12 protein-coding genes and 1 tRNA gene are annotated in these 18755 nt (G+C 34.2%); 6 read left to right on the top strand and 7 right to left on the bottom strand.

Annotated elements, in window-relative coordinates:
* Nucleotides 1-15 precede the first annotated feature (15 nt).
* The 3 genes from asnS to CIPSTX3056_RS00480 all read left to right on the top strand — a co-directional run bounded on the left by asnS (nt 16) and on the right by CIPSTX3056_RS00480 (nt 5050).
* Nucleotides 16-1404, top strand: coding sequence for an asparagine--tRNA ligase (gene asnS, locus CIPSTX3056_RS00490; RefSeq protein ID WP_072666019.1), 1389 nt, complete (start codon nt 16-18; stop codon nt 1402-1404).
* 365 nt (nt 1405-1769) lie between these two features.
* Nucleotides 1770-2873 (top strand): porin, encoded by a 1104-nt coding sequence (locus tag CIPSTX3056_RS00485; RefSeq protein ID WP_072666018.1) that lies wholly within the window; start codon nt 1770-1772, stop codon nt 2871-2873.
* Between the two features lie 722 nt (nt 2874-3595).
* On the top strand, nt 3596-5050 hold the full coding sequence (locus CIPSTX3056_RS00480; RefSeq protein WP_072666017.1) for an amino acid permease: 1455 nt from the start codon (nt 3596-3598) through the stop codon (nt 5048-5050).
* Nucleotides 5051-5811: 761 nt separating this feature from the next.
* Here the strand turns inward: CIPSTX3056_RS00480 and fmt are convergent.
* From fmt to CIPSTX3056_RS00465, 3 genes are all read right to left on the bottom strand, one after another.
* Nucleotides 5812-6759: a methionyl-tRNA formyltransferase gene (fmt, locus tag CIPSTX3056_RS00475; protein ID WP_072666016.1), complete on the bottom strand. Its 948-nt coding sequence runs from the start codon at nt 6757-6759 to the stop codon at nt 5812-5814.
* A 23-nt stretch (nt 6760-6782) separates the two neighbouring features.
* Nucleotides 6783-7292, bottom strand: a complete 510-nt coding sequence (gene def / locus CIPSTX3056_RS00470) for a peptide deformylase (RefSeq protein WP_072666015.1) — start codon at nt 7290-7292, stop codon at nt 6783-6785.
* Nucleotides 7293-7969: 677 nt separating this feature from the next.
* Nucleotides 7970-8057 (bottom strand) — tRNA-Ser (locus tag CIPSTX3056_RS00465).
* A 982-nt stretch (nt 8058-9039) separates the two neighbouring features.
* On the opposite strand from CIPSTX3056_RS00465, the gene ribB reads away from it, so the two are divergent.
* The 3 genes from ribB to sixA all read left to right on the top strand — a co-directional run bounded on the left by ribB (nt 9040) and on the right by sixA (nt 13545).
* Nucleotides 9040-9699, top strand: a complete 660-nt coding sequence (gene ribB, locus CIPSTX3056_RS00460; protein ID WP_072666014.1) for a 3,4-dihydroxy-2-butanone-4-phosphate synthase — start codon at nt 9040-9042, stop codon at nt 9697-9699.
* A gap of 2238 nt (nt 9700-11937) precedes the next feature.
* Nucleotides 11938-12564, top strand: coding sequence for a ribosome biogenesis GTP-binding protein YihA/YsxC (gene yihA, locus CIPSTX3056_RS00455; RefSeq protein WP_072666013.1), 627 nt, complete (start codon nt 11938-11940; stop codon nt 12562-12564).
* 486 nt (nt 12565-13050) lie between these two features.
* Nucleotides 13051-13545: a phosphohistidine phosphatase SixA gene (sixA, locus tag CIPSTX3056_RS00450; RefSeq protein WP_072666012.1), complete on the top strand. Its 495-nt coding sequence runs from the start codon at nt 13051-13053 to the stop codon at nt 13543-13545.
* Between the two features lie 151 nt (nt 13546-13696).
* Here the strand turns inward: sixA and CIPSTX3056_RS00445 are convergent, their stop codons facing one another.
* The 4 genes from CIPSTX3056_RS00445 to rpoH form a co-directional block, all read right to left on the bottom strand.
* A complete protein-coding gene (locus tag CIPSTX3056_RS00445) occupies nt 13697-13846 on the bottom strand; it encodes a hypothetical protein (protein WP_157883600.1) in 150 nt (49 codons plus the stop codon).
* Between the two features lie 36 nt (nt 13847-13882).
* The gene (gene smrB / locus CIPSTX3056_RS00440) at nt 13883-14359 is read right to left on the bottom strand and encodes an endonuclease SmrB (protein WP_083595495.1); all 477 of its coding nucleotides are present in this window, start codon (nt 14357-14359) and stop codon (nt 13883-13885) included.
* Nucleotides 14360-16248: 1889 nt separating this feature from the next.
* A complete protein-coding gene (gene rluC / locus CIPSTX3056_RS00435; RefSeq protein WP_072666010.1) occupies nt 16249-17217 on the bottom strand; it encodes a 23S rRNA pseudouridine(955/2504/2580) synthase RluC in 969 nt (322 codons plus the stop codon).
* A 273-nt stretch (nt 17218-17490) separates the two neighbouring features.
* Entirely contained in the window at nt 17491-18345 is an 855-nt protein-coding gene (gene rpoH, locus CIPSTX3056_RS00430; protein WP_072666009.1) for an RNA polymerase sigma factor RpoH, read from the bottom strand.
* Nucleotides 18346-18755: the final 410 nt, after the last annotated feature.

The following is an 18755-nucleotide window of genomic DNA, read 5'->3' as shown; positions in this document are numbered from 1 at the left end:
TACTGGGAGACTGATATGCGTATAGTTTCTATAGCAGATATCCTAAAAGGATGCAGCACCGTAGGCAGCGAAGTTACCGTATACGGCTGGGTTCGCACTCGTAGAGACTCAAAAGCTGGAGTTTCCTTTATAACTATATATGACGGTTCCTGCTTTAATTCGCTTCAAGTAGTAGTAGAGCAGAATCATTCTGATGTATTACGTCTCACAACGGGTTGCTCATTATCAGTAACAGGCAAAATTGTAGAATCACCAGGTAGTGGTCAAATCTTTGAAATGCAAGCCTCCCACATGGAGGTCGTAGGCTGGGTAGATAACCCAGATACCTATCCAATATCCGCAAAAATTCATAGCTTAGAATATCTTCGTGAAGTAGCTCACCTTAGACCACGAACTAATATCATTGGAGCAGTGACACGTGTGCGCCATTCCCTAGCGCAGGCTGTACACCGTTTTTTTAGTAAAGAGGGATTCTATTGGATTTCAACACCAATACTCACTGCATCTAATACCGAAGGTACGGGGGAGATGTTCCGCGTCTCTACGCTAGATATGGAAAACCCACCCCGCACAACATCAGGAAAGCTGAATTACGATATGGATTTTTTTGGTAAAGAAACCTTTCTTACTGTATCCGGTCAGTTACATGCTGAGGCCTACGCTAGTGCTATGTCAAAAATTTATACCTTTGGCCCTACTTTTCGAGCAGAGAAATCGAATACTAGCCGCCATCTAGCAGAGTTTTGGATGATAGAACCAGAAATAGCATTTTCTGATTTGTCTGGGGCATCTATTCTTGCAGAATCTATGCTGAAGTATATTTTTAAAGCAGTTCTGTCAGAGCGTGCTGATGATATGGATTTTTTTTCTTGCCGAATAGATCCAGGTGTTATTGTGCGATTGCAGCGCTGTATTTCTACTCAGTTTTCCCAGATCGATTATTCTGATGCCATTGAAATCTTATTATCATCAAAACACAAATTCCATCACCCAGTTCAATGGGGATTAGATCTCTCATCAGAGCATGAGCGCTATTTAACAGATCAATATTTTAAGGCTCCAGTTGTGGTCCGAAACTATCCAAAAGATATTAAAGCATTTTATATGCGCTTAAATAACGACGGCAGAACAGTCGCTGCTATGGATATTCTAGCGCCAGGTATTGGAGAAATCATTGGTGGATCACAACGAGAAGAGCGTGTTGAAATACTGGACATGCGTCTCGCAGAAAGGGGTATATCGATAGAAGAGTATTGGTGGTATCGTGATTTACGTCGCTACGGCACAGTACCGCACGCAGGGTTTGGGTTAGGTTTAGAGCGTTTGATTGCTTATGTTACAGGGGTAAAAAATGTAAGAGATCTTATTGCTTTTCCGAGAACGCCACGTAATGTATCTTTCTGAGTATTTATGATGCTGTCTATATACTTCATGCACATAATATATGTATACTTCATATGTTTTAAAACTATGCATCATAAAATATGATATAATAATTGTTATACGAACATTTGTTATATGTGTAATAGAACACACTACTTTCACAGGATAATAATTTGTACTTAGGCTTTGAATTACTGTTATTAGATAACGCTAATGGTTTTAGGAAAAGATTAGTAATATTTTCAAGCTAGATTCATCGAACTAGCAATGATAGAATCTCTAAAGAGTATAGAAAGCACAACACTCTCTGAGAGGTTACATAAAAATTATTGTCGGAAAACTTAAGTAATAAGTTTCCGGATAATCACTTCAATGAGGATCATACAATGATACATCGCAAAATGCTTGCAGTAATGATACCAGCCATTCTAAGTTCTGGATATGCTACTTCTGCCGAGATCTACAATAAAGACGGTAATAAAGTTGACTTATACGGTACAATTAATTTAAAACATCAATGCTCAAAAAATGCTGCTGATGACGGTGATAAATCCCATATACGCATTGGCTTTAAAGGTGAAACACAAATTAGTGATCTTCTAAGCGGTTATGGTCAATTAGAGTATAGTGTTCAAGATAATATGTCCGAAAAAGAAAGCGATTCTGGCTCTCAGCCTCATGTTGGATTTGCCGGTTTTAAATTTTCTGATTATGGAACCTTAGACTATGGTAGAAACTATGGAGTAGGACATGACCCGTTAGCATGGACTAACACTCTACCGATCGGTAGAAATGATTCAGCTCAAGCGAATAACGGAATGATTGGTCGTTCTAATGACCTAGTCACATATCGCAATAGCAACCTCTTTGGTTTGCTTGATGGTTTCGACTTTGCACTCCAGTACCAGGGAAAAAATAACACAAATACAACTACAAAAGATATTAAGACAGAAAATGGAGATGGTCTAGGTAGTTCAATGAGTTACACTACGCCAATGGGCATAGGCATATCCGCAGCTTATACTACTGCAAACCGCACACATAATCAGAAATCAACTTATTTCGGTTCTGGACATGACAATGCTGAAACCTGGGCTACGGCAATTAAATATGATGCGAATAATGTCTATCTAGCAACGATGTATGGTGAAACTCGCAATAACGCTTATATTAAAAATAAGATTGATAACAAACCAGTCGAGGGTGTAGTTGATAAAGAGCAAAAATTTGAAGCAGTGGCGCAATATCAGTTTGACTTTGGGCTTCGACCATCTTTGGCTTATATACAATCAATAGGTAAAAAAATTACTCATTTTAAACACAAAGAGCTGTGTAAATATATTGATTTAGGTACTTACTATAAGTTTAATACTAACTTGTTAACTTACGTGGATTATAAAATTAACCTATTGGAAAAAGATAACTTTACCAGTCACGCAGGTATTTCCACTGATAATACCGTTGGCCTTGGATTAATATACAAATTCTAATTTTATCTATTACCACTGCCTATCCTTTGGATGCATGTTAATAAACGGGGCAGTAGCTCCGTTTATTATTAGTCTGAATGAGTCATGTTCCTTAATTTTATCAGTATAGGAATCATTTTACTGGACATTGCATCTATAACTACACTCTTGTTTAAATCCTAATAATACTTATAAATTTTAAGATTAAAGTCATGCTCCTTATCAGAGATATAAGATATTTTAAAAGGTTTTTCTGTTAATAAATACTACAAGTACCATAGGTTTTGAATCACACTGAAGATCATGCAATGATAAAGTATCAATTTTTAGCAAAGCATATTCCCTGTACAGTCTTCATAATATACTGCAATCCTTGTATACACACTGCATATGGAACCATTTCTATATATGAAAGTTAAATTACTTTTTTGCATGACTACTTTATCAATACAATCTATATCTGTAAAATTTTTAGGTTCTCAACGGTAGCGATATTAGTATCAATTGTTTCTTAAACTGAGTTAACCACCTAATATGGCTAAACAGATCAGTAGATCTAGCTACTGATTAAATTATCAGAAGCACGCTATCGTTGTATTGAGCTTGCATTACTATTAAGATTAAAATGGGTTTTTTAAAAAAAAGTATACGAACCCTATTCACTATACGAATCCTATTAATGATAGATTTGATCTCATTCTTATCCATTGCTTTTACAACATAGATTATTTACACACAACATCATGACAAACATACAGCACACTGGTTTAAAAAGAGAACTGAAAACTCGTAATTTAATGATGATGGCCATAGGTGGATCTATCGGAACTGGTCTTTTTGTTGCCTCTGGAGCAACCATCGCCCAAGCTGGCCCAGGAGGAGCTCTAGTTGCATATGCACTCATTGGTCTTATGGTTTATTTTTTAATGACTAGTCTTGGTGAGTTAGCTTCCTTTATGCCGGTTTCTGGCTCCTTCTCTACCTATGGCTCTAGATATGTTGAAGAAGGTTTTGGTTTTGCACTAGGATGGAACTATTGGTATAATTGGGCGATAACTATAGCCGTGGATCTTGTAGCAGCCCAACTCATTATGAGCTGGTGGTTTCCAGATGCACCAGGATGGATTTGGAGCACTCTCTTTTTAGGACTGATTTTCCTACTGAATAATATCTCAGTAAGAAATTTTAGTACATCTGAATATTGGTTGTCACTCGTTAAGGTAGCCACAGTGATTCTGTTTATAGTCGTCGGTATTGTCATGATTCTCCATGCGCTACATGACTCTGCCAGTACAACATGGAAAAACTGGACGATTGGTGATGCCCCGTTTGTAGGTGGTTTTTCTTCAATTATTGGTGTAGCAATGATTGTAGGTTTTTCATTTCAAGGAACTGAGCTCATCGGTATTGCTGCTGGTGAATCCGTTAATCCTCAAAAAAGTATTCCAAAAGCAGTGCGCCAAGTATTTTGGCGAATCTTATTATTCTACGTTCTAGCAATCATTGTCATTAGTATTATAATTCCCTATACTGACCCTAATCTGCTTAAAACGAGCGTTCAAGATATTAGTATTAGCCCATTTACGCTAGTTTTTCAACATGCCGGCCTTTTACCAGCAGCAGCAGTAATGAATGTTGTGATTTTAACTGCGGTATTATCGTCAGGCAACTCAGGCATGTATTCCGCTACACGCATGTTGTTTGCTCTAGCATCTGACGGGAAAGCACCACGGATTTTTGCGAATACATCTAAGACAGGTATACCTCGTACTGCACTATATGCCACGACTTTAGTAGCAGGACTCTGTTTTCTTACTGTGGCGTATAGTAAAACTACTATCTATCTGTGGTTGTTAAATGCCTCAGGAGTTACAGGGTTTATTGCTTGGTTGGGTATTGCAATTAGCCATTACCGTTTCCGAAAAGGATATATATCGCAAGGTCGTAATCTAGATAATCTACCATATCGTGCCACTTATTTTCCAGTGGGACCTATCTTTGCTTTTATCATCTGTTTAGTGATAACATTTGGACAACACTATCAAGCATTTTGTTCTGATCACATCAACTGGCATGAGATAGCTGCAACCTACATAGGAATCCCTTTATTCCTATGTTTGTGGATGGGGTTTAAGATAAAATATAAAAGTCGTTTTGTAAAATATAGTGAGATGAGTTTTCCGACCTCAAATCACTAAGATCTGCTACAGGACACCCCTTTAATCAAGTAGATGCATTCTTGTGCACAACCTGTATCTACTATTACGTTATAAAATATAAATTATATAGTGAACATCCAAACAAAATTCTCTTGCTTAACTATTACTATTTATTGCTAGTAATCTTTACTAAAACAAGATATAAAAAGATATTAAACTAATATATTAAACTAAAAATTGTATGTCAAATAAACTAGAAGTATCCTAGGCAATCAATGCCTAGATGTATAACACTAATAAATTATGAATTTACAGTGATCCATAGAACCTATCTTTACTATTTTGCTTATAATATCGATAATCAGATCAATTATAAGCAGTATATTTTATACTATATATTACAAAAATAAAGCCAACAATAGATATGAGAGAACAAATTTAATCTATATATATAACAATGTAGATTACAGGCGCTGTGCTACAGTCTGATTCTCCTATACATTTTAAGCAAGCATAGCCAAAATTGAGTGATCTAAATACTCATCCCTCTTTTGAAATACAATGTGTCATAATATCATTAATATGATATGGCATGCAAATATCTCAGATTAAACACCGATGATCCAATAATAAGGATCTATGCTTGTTTTACTATGCACTCTTAAGGGAGAGTGATATTACGAATCTCTATTTTTCATAGAATCAGATTATTATATAAAATATGTAACATATTAACTAGAAAAAATTTAGACAATGCTATAAGTTTTTTTAGGTGGGAATAAAAATACCAGGAAATCTTTTTAAGAAATCAACTGTCCCACCCTGCACAAAGAATGATTAGAATTCAGCAGAGCTTGTACTGTCATTTTATTTTTTCCAGAGGGCTGTAATTCCTGTATATTTAAAATACCATCTGCGGTAACAACCTGAATACCTTCTTTTTCTATTTTTATGATTTCGCCAGGCTTTCCGTCATTAATAGCAGGTAGCGCAGAGGCCTTCCAAACTTTAATGTATTTCTCACCGATCATAAAATAACTTATAGGCCAGGGATTAAAAGCGCGGACACGACGCTCTAATTGAACAGCGGACAGCGACCAATTAAGACGAGCTTCTGCTTTACTAAGTTTATATGCATAACTAACTTGTCCTGTACCTTGTATGCGTAAATGATACGTATTACTCGCTAACTTCTTTAGAGTGGTTAATAAACTCAGTGAACCAAGATTAGCTAGCTTATCATATAATGTGGCCGTTGTATCAGAAGATTGAATCGGACATGATAGTGTGTGTAGAATATCCCCGGTATCTAGTCCGGCATCCATCTTTATAATGCTTACCCCAGTCTCAGTGTCTCCTGCACATAAGGCACGCTGAATAGGCGCTGCTCCTCGCCATCTGGGTAGTAAAGAGGCATGAATATTAATGCAACCAAGGCGAGGGATATCTAAAATTGCCTGAGGAAATATAAGACCATATGCAACCACCACTATAACATCAGCGTTAAATTCAGATATTATGTTCTGGTTAGCTTGGGAATGTAATGATTCTGGTTGGAAGATCGGTATTTGATGTTCCTCAGCTAACTTTTTAACTGGACTCGAAGTATTCTTATAACCTCTACCCGACGGCCGATCCGGTCGGGTTAAAACTAATACTATTTTATGGTTAGAGGAAAGCAGTACATTTAAATGATACTTCGCAAACTCTGAAGTACCAGCAAACATAATCCTTAAGGAATGAGACACATGAGCACCTTTATACCTACCAGTTAGGCGTGATAGTTCTGACGATAAAATTTTTGCAATTTCTGACGGATGCGTTGACGTTTCATAGGTGAGAGGTAATCAATAAAAAGTTTTCCAACAAGATGATCCATTTCATGCTGAATGCAAATAGATAAAAGACCATCTGCCTCTAGCTCATAATAGATACCATGGCGATTGATCGCCTGTATCTTAACCTTCTCCGAACGAGGCACTAATGCTCTCTGCTTAGGGATGGACAAACACCCCTCTTCTGTGATTGTATGATCACGCTTGTTTAATATACTGGGATTGATTAATACTAAACCTGTATTCTGGCTTTTGGAGATGTCGATGACAATAATACATTGATGAATATCAACTTGCGTTGCAGCTAATCCAATACCTTCTTCAGCATACATCGTATCGAACATATCATCGATGATGCGTTGAATACAGGTATCTATCTTTAGCACGGGTTGAGCGATAATACGTAAACGCTCATTAGGAAAATGTAATACCTTTAAAACAGACATAGCTTTTATTCTTAGTATCAAGAAATATAAGATTGTTGTTTCTACCTAACTATTATGAATAATATGTTGGATATTGCAACTATTAAACTAAATATATTTTTATTAAATGATTTATCTCTACTTCTGTTACCATTTGAGTTATTAGTTTTTGCTTATCAGTTTTATCAGTATAGTTAAGTCAAACACCAGAAGTCAGCTACTGCGACATCTCAATCCTTTGGAGTCATTACGTATCGTCTTTACCAAAGTAAATTTTATACATATTAAAAATATATATTTACAAAATGCGCGTTCAGGAGAAGCACAGTAAAAGTGCACTATATCTGATCTTACGGATATATTTTTGTGTACTCACCTGCAATTGTCATGGACTGTGATTTTATATACACGCGACATAATTCAAACTGGACACAGTCGCTCTCTGAAATAGAGCACATTATTATATCAAAAGTATATAGAGGTATATAACTTATTGCCATAAAATCATTCTTAACTGATACAGCTAGACAAGACATATGGTTAGTCTTGGTTGATCTTGCTTTTCTCCTAGGTCTCCTTATACTCAATGCTCTCTTAGATAGACGAAGTTAATAAATCTTACACGTCATACATGGCCCTTCATGGCTCTAAGTTAGATTATATCTTAATAAAACCTTTTAATGTCTCTATGAATAGATTGGTGGAGGAGCAGAGATTCGAACTCTGGAACGGTTTCCCGTTGCCGGTTTTCAAGACCGGTGCCTTCAGCCACTCGGCCACTCCTCCATTCTATATCTTCTACTCTTACTGTGAATGCATGACTCTCAATGAATGTAACTCTTTCAAAAAATCTATACGCAGTAATAATTCTACCAGATAATTATTGCTCATAATATATCTTGCAGATTTTTCATGTGAATATACAGTAATAATAGCTAGCAATCACTTACTATCTTGTTACAAACAACTTTTATTATTCAAAATATGCTATAGTCTAATTCGTTACTCATTGTAGATCTAGCATATCAATTGACATTTTTAAAAAGAACTTTCGTATATCTTAGTCTTATACTAAGATGATATCTAAAACCGTACAATCTAGAAAGATACTATTAACCATACTGGTAATAGATGCGCGTAATCAATAGAAGCATGCATTAGACATAAACTCTGCAAGTGGCATGTTAGGTATAATCCAGTAGGTACAAGTATTTCAAAGATAACCTGCACGATATATCACTTAGTAACTTTAAGAAATATATGATACCACCTCTTCTTATTTAGTTATTCGAACAATGTTATTGTAAGGTTAATTACTAATTAGGTTAATTAAAAACATTATAACAGAGAATGAACATAGATCTCAAGAAAATCTATATTTTAAAAGCAGTCTCATTATATTTTAGCAACTAATAAATGTAGGCGCATCAATATAAATGAATAATAGTAGTTTTCGCTACTTGCGCTATCACTTGTTCAGCGCTAATATCAATGATATTATTAAGTTTGACATAAACATTTTAACATAAACATTATAATGTATTGTAAGAGTACATACTCTCCATTACTTACGAAACAAAAGGCTTATATTTAAAACATCACGAGATCTGGTATTATTTCAGAGGCACAAACACAAGCTAAACAGAAGAACGTAACCATTCTTCAATAATACATAATTATCAAGTTATGATCATCTTTTATTTTATTGCAATTCCAACTACTCCGCTCTGGTTCTAGTAATAATAATATTCATTAAGGTTTATTCATAATGCATCAGTTGCTGTTTTCTCAGTTTGGAACACCTGAACAGCGTGTTCTCAGAGCGCTTAAGGCCTTGTATTCAGGCTCTGGAGTAATGGTGTTAGATGATGAAGATCGTGAAAATGAAGGAGACATGGTTTTTGCTGCAGAAAATATGACGTTAGAGCAAATGGCACTGACTATTCGTTATGGAAGCGGTATTATTTGCTTATGCCTTGATGAGGAACGCTTAAATACACTCGATCTGCCTATGATGGTTCAGAATAACACCAGTACTTACGGTACTGCTTTCACCATTACCATAGAAGCAGCAAAAGGTGTCACTACTGGAGTTTCTGCTGCTGATCGTCTTACAACAATACGCACCGCTATTGCCGACAATGCTCGACCCAGTGATTTAAACCGCCCTGGTCATGTGTTTCCTCTAAGAGCTCAATCCGGAGGCGTATTAGCTCGCAGTGGGCATACCGAAGCTACAATGGACTTAGTTACACTAGCTGGTTGTAAGCCAGCAGGCGTGTTATGCGAACTAACTAACGATGATGGCTCAATGGCAAGAACTTCAGAAGTTATTTTATTTTCCTCTCAACACAAGATGCCTATAGTAACGATCAAAGATTTAATAACATATCGAAAATACAAAAAATCCAGTAAATTAGAGCTGTAGCTCTGACAATTACAAATATCTCGCTTAATCATATTAGTACCTAAGTAGTATGCATGAGATTGAATAAACTAATCCTTTAACATACAAAAACACCCCATCTCTCCAAGAGACTCTAGCCATACATTAAGATTATGCAATCAAAACAAGCGCTTCTACACAAGAATATAAGTAAATATTTTGCCAGTATGGCGCGATACCTCTGGTACAGATAGCACCTTAAAGATACTTTAAAACATGATTACACTTTCATTTAATTATATTATATTACATGTTCACTGGAACTGAGCAGCGGGGATCATTAAAATAACAAAACATTACGTATATAATACATTTATATGCTGCGCTGTTCATTGAAAATTTTTTTCAATATTCTGGTAGTTTTTTCGTAAACAAAAATATTTTTTTTACTTACTTATATGCTCCGTTAATACATGTGATATCTTGATATCTAATTGATTTTTATTATCACTGTATAGGTAATCTCCTGTATTTATAAAATAAATATTAACACTTGATCCTTATAGACCACTTGTGTTGTGCATCCAGCAAGAACAAAGTCTCTGTTCTTACAAAGCACATCATTGTACATATTTATACAATCAAGCAGGGCCAGTCTATAATATCGTTTATATCAAAAACACTCTGAAGTCTCCTAACGTAGGATAAATCATATCTATAACAATTGATAACATTTAGAGAAACTCGATATCACTAAAAATTTTAAATGTGTATGGATCCTTTCTTAATCAAGGTCAATTAAGCTATATAGAAATTTCTAACACGCCAACTCTATATAGCCTGGTTTTTATGCATGAGCCCATCATACTGTTTACAGACAGATTTAGATATGTTTTTTATAACATCTCAATTTAACATCGAATTTGATTAATACTTAATATAATAGTGATAAGAATTATAATATTTTGAATGGATCATGCAGATATCGGATTTTATCTAAGATTTATTAGTTATCCTGTATAATATTATACTTCTAAATGATATGTAATTTTAGTATGACTTCTGACATCCACACGATTACATACAGCCTTATACCATGCGTTCACTTTGTCATTTTTTACATATCTTGAGTAAACTATATCTTTTAGCGTCTTCACACTAATTCTTATTTTGACCAACGTGCATTGGTAATTAGAAATCACCAGATCTCTAACAACCCTATACCACAATGAAATATTGTCTTTTTACTACAACTAGACAATGCTTTATACATATGATTTTTTATAAAAAATAATATAACGTCATGAATAAAAAATCAGTATTTGCAAGTCTTTTGTGAAAAATTATTTCTAACACCATTACAACAAATACTACAGTAAACAAATCTAACCACCCAGTGGTTCTGGCGTTATCTCTATCACTGATTACATCTAGTAACGTAACACTGTATTGGTATGCGGAAATTAACCTCTCATATCAGAGGTAGGTCACTACGACCTTAATTGTTCTATTACGCCAAGCTATAACCTACACATACACTCTATATTGATTAGAAGGTAAAAATGCATTAGTTCTCACTAATATAGCACAGCAGAAGGATCATCAACGTTGAAACGCTATCATACAAAGTTACTTCTATATTAATACACGCAGAATTTCTATGAATGCATTAGGGATTCATGAACGATAGACCAATAAGCACGGTATACAATATAAAGTAATGGATATTTTGGATCAAATAGAAGGCGTAGCTTTGAAGTGTATTGATACAATATCTTTTCTTTCTTTTGCATATAGAGGCATTTTGGTCAAAAAATTTTAATTATTATAGTTTATAAGATATAACGAAAAAAATCTGCATGATATCTCAGAAGGATCTTTGAGGAAATACAAGAAACACCCAATTACTTTAGGTTACTAAAAAGCAGTAAAGATTATTCTTGATGGTTAACATAAAATACTTATATGGTAAGAGTAAGCCAATATCTGACAATTACTAAAAAGTCTCGTGATAATTAGTAGCAAGACCATGTTTCCAGCTCACAAGAATTACAGTCAGATACACATCGTCGATATGTTGAGTTAATATATGAAAAAATAAAGTATTGCGGTTTATCTGCTTAGAGTGTTATGCCAATAATTTCTTCAACAATATAAATCAGATTACGCATATGGTAATTATTACCAAATCATTAGATTATTCAATCCTACCATGTACGTTATAGATATTATCACTAGGTATAATCCTAGTTATTATCTTACAAAGATGGAGTATACTTTATGTCTATTTTTAATTATCACCTAGCACATTTTATTGCTAGCGCTCCTGGTATTCACCATTTGCCAGCTGATACTGGCATTGAGATTGCATTTGTTGGTCGCTCAAACGCCGGAAAATCTAGCGCAATAAATGCATGTACAAACCAAAAAAACTTAGCTCGTACCAGCAAAATGCCAGGATGCACACAATTTATTAATCTATTCCAATTATCTGAAGGTTATCGCATAGTTGATTTACCTGGTTATGGATACTCAAATGCCCCAGTAGTTGTGCAGAGAAAAAGAAAAACTATCGTCACCAATTATCTAAAAAATCGACAATCCCTAAAAGGATTGCTGATTCTCATGGATATTCGTAACCCCTTGAAAGATCTAGATCAACAGATGATTATGTCAGCTATAGAATGTAATATAGCAGTATTAGTACTTTTAACAAAAGCAGATAAGTTAAATTACCAAAAATGCATCACACAGCTCCATACAGTGCGTCAGGTAACAAAAATTTTTTCTAATATAATACAAGTTCAGATATTTTCTGCAGAAAAAAAAATAGGTATAGACAAACTGCGTCAACAATTAGATTATTGGTATAATAGCGTGTTTACTGTAAGACAGGTGAAGCTGTAATCATTATTAACAATGAATAAATAATAATGGCAATGTTGGAATAAGTTTTAAAAAATCTTCTTTACTATGTCTTCTTTACTATGCTGTGCGTTCTTAATTCTTAATAAAGCAACTCTTGTATAGTTATAAACGTGAGCAAAACATTATACACTTTACTTCAGTCTCTGATCTTTAGAATTACTGAATATACCGTGATAGATAAATTGCTCTTTTAGTAAAAACAGAAACATAATGGTAATAAAGGTGATAAAATCATTCATTAATCAAACAGTTTACTAACACTGTTACCCAAGAAATGATAATATTACTGTATACCCTATGAGTTAGCCTGATATATAAGCATCACTTTAACTTGTGTAAGTAATATCAGTAAATTTTTTAGTAAAAAAATAATTTTTATTACCAGTGTTCTATATTTATTGATATATAAACGTATATTACGCTTAAGATTTGTTTGTTAAATATTTATTGCTCTATTGGTAACCAATGAAGATTCTTTTAATGCGTCATGGTGAAGCTGAATTAGTAGCACGCAATGATTTTTCTAGACCCTTAACTGATTGCGGATATGCTGAATCTCGTCAAATGGCCAATTTTCTCCGAAAAAAATCCATTGATATTCAACAAGCACTAGTCAGCCCTTATCTCCGTGCACAACAGACACTCAGTATAATTCGTGAGATATTCCCCTTACTAACCAATAATCAAGTAAATACACTTCAAGCACTGAGACCCGGTGGAATATCTAATCAAGTCCTATCTTATCTAAAAGAGCTAGATAAAAAAATCACTCAGTCAGTTATAATTATTTCTCATCTGCCTCTTATTGAGGCTCTTTTGACAGAAATACTTCATAAGGAAAACAAAATGATTTTTACAACCTCATCTATTGCATACATTGATCTAAATTTTCATTGGTTATTCAATAAAGTACAATGGCAAGTTTCCCCTAGAGAAATTCTTGGCAATCCATTCTATTAATCTACAATAATCGCTATCCATTAACTTCTTCTTGACATGTGGTATGAATCTTAATGTTTTATTTTAATCAAATATTATCAATGCTCAAACAATTTCTATTCTTATAGAAATTCTTGCTCTATGTAAAAAATCAGTGTGTAATGCTTCCTGCCTATACTGTTTGCGCACAGTGCAAAGCAGCACGAACATTTAGTATCCTTAGCGCCAACTCTTTTATCCAATGAATAGAGTCTGCATGCTTAATCGCGTTCTCTGAAAATAAGATTTCACTCAATCTATTCATGCGAGGAAGATCAAACATAATACTTTGCACACATATATCGTTTTAATCAAAAAGTTAATCTACTAGTTCAATTAATACAAGCAATGCAGCATCGCCTCCAAACTGCCTAGGGGCTTGATGAAAGGCCAATACGAGTGGGTGCTGAGCTAACCAGAAAGGCATTTGTGTTTTAAGGATGTGCTTGCCATGTCCGTGCAGGATTCGACTGCAATATAGATGCTTTTGTCGGCAAGTAGTAATCAGCGCACCTAATTCCTGTTTGGCTTGTACTTGAGTCATACCATGTAGATCAAGAACAATTTCTGGGGTATAATATCCGCGATATAATTTGTTTAGCTCATACTGATTTACACCATGGCGCAGATAGCGTGAGGCGCCTGCACTAGCTAAAACTGGTTGAAATTCATCAGAAAAATAATAACTATGCTCTCTTTGCGTGGATGATACACGTTGCAATACCCTCTGAGTTCGGCTCTTCCGTACTGACTTATGCACTATAGTGTCTTGCACTAACTGACGAGTACCGCGCATAAAATCAAAAAATATTTTTTTTTTCTTCCATTGTCAGCTTTTTTCTATCGTTCATTATTAATGTCACTCTCCTAAAGAGAAAAAATTTTTATATACTAAAAATGATTTTTTTCATGTCAATGTATCAGCCTATATAATATTTTTTAAAAATGTTTATTTTAGTTTTTACGCTTAAGGTACAATCCTTAACCTTAACATAGACACGGTTAGGTACTATAGCTTCCGACACACTAAGATGTACTACTATTTGGTATAGTAAATGATATTTACTAATAACATCTAGTCACTATCTTGTTTAGATTGTATTGTGATTGACTTATCTGCACCAATAAGGACTCAACTATCAGAATCACTTCCATGATTAGTCATCAATCAAATATTAAGTTATTAATACATAATTATATCTTATTAAAGAAAATATTAACTCTAAGTATTATAAGACATTCTTTAAGTCATGCTCGAGCCATCTAGTATGAGCAGAAACTCTATAATATGGCCAAGTTTTTACGGAAACTACTAGTTCTGTTGCAAGAAAAACCCATTTGTACAGAATCTAGTGCACTTTTCACTACATATGATCCTAGTAGATACTATATAATGCAATCTGGTAATAACTGTATCGATTCAGAACACAACAGAAAATTTGACCTGCTCCTAAAAATATGCTTAGGACAGGAGTAATCGTAACGGTTGCAAACAACCCCATGCCTTCAGAAAAATCTGTAACCTACAGGACAGCAGAAAATTCTGATTTTGCTAGATACAAAATCTTCTTGTAATGTTTCTAAAAATACAGTGGATTTACGAATAGATTGAATGATACCCTGTATTTTAATATAAATATGTTGCTATAATAAATTTATCTAAGGTCTTTACGGAAAACACTTTAAAAGCACTTGCGTCAGGATACGCCTTACGTCAGAGTTATGTTACATTTTATATAAAAATAATTTTTTGCTATACTCCCGACCAATCTTAATATTTCCTGTAGAATAAAACATTCTGTTAGCTAATATTAATTAAGCGTATATCTCTAGCGCTTATTTGCCATTAATTATCCTACTAATGCCGACTAAGAATAGATCCATTGATTAAAAAGCTGAGAATTGATTCTTTTCCAGAGATTTGTTCAGTAATGAACATCTTAGATGAAAATTAATTTTTCAATCTATCCTTGCTGTATAGATACCTCATTAAAAATTACAATAGAGCTAATCTATATTCTGATCAAATTTATAGTAGAAATTCAAAATTAGATGAATAATAGGCTTGAATCGACCTGTTGCAGGTTTCCTTTATTAACACAGCAGAGACAACATGACAAGATAATGCTATGTGTAAATATACACTAAACCAACGTAATTTATCACATTACAATAAGCTTATCACCAACAATAATTCTAACGATTAGTCTCTCATCTAGTCTGACCTGCATTGTGAATGTTGTATGCAAATCCATTACAACAGTAGTATCTTTATAAGATACATCTTGTTCAGTAATGCAAATCTTCATACCATAAAGACAAAAAATCTTGTAAGATTTTTATACATATCGTATTATTAGATATAATTTCATAGTACAATATACGACTCGTTGAGTACACGTCATTTCATTTAATATCCGTTAATCAAATCCACTACTTTATTCTTAAATATTTTTATTGATAATTTATGATTTTTTTTGTGTAATATGCAGTAATTCATTTTTCTTGTTTAAATCTTATATCTATCATCTCTTCCTGTAGCAGCATATAATAAATAGTTTCTATACCGCTTGATATGGCTGATTATAAATAGAGGATGAAATATCTAGAACGAGTCACATCAGATTGGTATTGCTGTATTTAGTAAGGAACTGCCTTGTTTTATCAAAATCAGTACAATTTATTTTATTTAAGGCAAGTTGCTCTATAACGCAATCTTTTTAAGCAAATTTTTAGTTGCTGATCTAACGGTGCGCTCATCATCATAATTTTTTTAGTATGTGGATGCATAAAAGATAATGTAGCTGCATGTAAAAAAATACGTTTTAGTCCAGTACCTGCCAGGTGCTTACTAAAATTAGAATTTCCGTAACGATTATCCAAAATAATAGGATGACCTATATGTAAAGCATGTGCGCGAATTTGATGCATACGTCCAGTTATAAGAGATGCTTTAACTAAAGTTGCAATGTTAGCATAGTTTTCTTCTACTTGGAATAAGGTTTGAGATGGTTTGCCGTCTTGATGAACCTTTACCGCGCAATGATGATTCAATTGAGTTGTTTTTAATAATGGAACATCCACAACCTTTACATGAGTTGGCCACCGTCCTTGAACAAGAGCTAAGTAGTTTTTTTCCATGCTGTTTGTACGTAATTGCTCATGGAGCATACGTAAGGAGGATCGTTTTTTGGCTAATAATAAAATACCTGATGTATCTCGGTCAAGGCGGTGCACTAACTCAAGAAATTCTGTAGCCGGCCGTAATGAACGTAATGCTTCAATAACTCCATACTGTAGACCACTTCCCCCATGTACCGCTATCCCAGAAGGCTTATTCAGTCCTACTATATATTCATCTTCATAAAGAATCGAGTCTGCTAATTTGGTAAGTACGGTTATTTTTTTTGATATTTTAGCGTGTTCTGGTTTGGTGATGCGAATTAATGGAATATGTATCTCATCTCCAATTTGTAGTTTATAGCATGGTTTAATACGCTTTTTGTTAATTCTGACCATCCCAGTACGTAATATCCGATAAATCATACTACGTGGAACACCTTTTAATTTATTGTGTAAAAAATTATCTATACGTTGTGCTTCGAATTCTGGAAGTATCAAAAAACTATTTTTAAAGAGAGTGTGATTATACATCATGAGCCATTCTATATAGTGATATATTATACCTCTGGTTTTTCATGCATTAGGTGCCTGTATTTACCACCTGAGTACTTATTAGATAAGGTACCACCATCATGCAGAAATCTATTTAATGTAGATTAAATGGATTTCTGCATGATGGTGGTACCTTAAGCAGATCACATGATCGCTATTAAAATTACTAGGATGCATAGGCCAGTGGAAAAAACCTAATCGTTTACTATATTTGTATTCTAGATTATAGCGTATGTTAGAATATGATGTGTATTAAACTTCAATAGCTCCACGCAATTTTTGCATAGCATTTTTCTCTAACTGTCGAATACGTTCAGCAGACACACCATAATAATTCGCTAATGCCTGAAGGGTGGTTTTATCTTTTTCGTCTAACCATCTTGCTTGAATAATATGCCGACTACGATCATCAAGATCTTTTAATGCTACACCAAGCTTATCAGAGGCATAATCTCCCCAATTCTCTTCCTCAATACCATTCGAAAAATTAGACGATAGGTCTTGTAAATAACAAGTTGGAGCTAGCGTTTCATGTTCAATATCATCATTTGGTTGAGGGTCAAAAATTAAATCTTGCGCAGACATTCTCGATTCCATTTCACGAACATCCTTACTGCTAACTCCAAGTTCTCGAGCAACCATATCAACTTCATCTTGATTAAACCACCCTAAACGTTTTTTAGTTTTTCGAAGATTAAAGAATAACTTACGCTGCGCTTTTGTAGTGGCAACCTTAACAATACGCCAATTACGCAACACATATTCATGAATTTCTGCTTTAATCCAGTGTACAGCAAAAGACACTAAACGCACACCGACTTCTGGATTAAAACGGCGCACTGCTTTCATAAGACCAATATTACCTTCTTGAATTAAATCTGCTTTTAGTAATCCATAACCAGAATAATTACATGCGACATGCACTACAAAACGTAAGTGTGATAAAATCAATGCCTTAGCTGCTATTAGATCACCACGGTAATATAACCTCTCAGCCAATTCCTTTTCCTCACTTGCTGTTAACATTGGCCAAGAATTTACTGCCCGAATATATGCATCTAAGTTTCCTAAAGAAGAAACTATGAGAGTTTGTATTTCTTTAGTCATTTGCGCCCTCTCTTGATAATGAGATGTAATAATAGGATCACTCTAAAGCCACTGATAATACTATGCTCAGTAATCAACGCTACAGGCTATTGCTATCAATAGAGATATACTCACTATGATAGGGCATAATAACTTGTATATAACTAAATATCTTGATATTAAGTATTTATATTTTAGTCGCTATATCAATGATAACTTTACCAATATATAAACATATTACAATGCTCTGTTATCATCTAATCCTCTATATCAGATATTACCTGAAGATCGTATAAGCAGACAACAGAAATAGCTTAGGCATTAGGGTGGTCTATGATCTACAGTGAATCACTGGTGATAGATGAGTTAACATATCTAGTTTATATTGTAGATTCGTAATCTAATCTATCTCTTAGATACAGTAAAACCAC

Source organism: Candidatus Erwinia haradaeae (assembly GCF_900698965.1).
In the GTDB taxonomy this organism is placed as follows: Bacteria; Pseudomonadota; Gammaproteobacteria; order Enterobacterales; family Enterobacteriaceae; genus Erwinia_E; species Erwinia_E haradaeae_A.
This window is presented reverse-complemented; position numbering and strand designations above follow the sequence as displayed.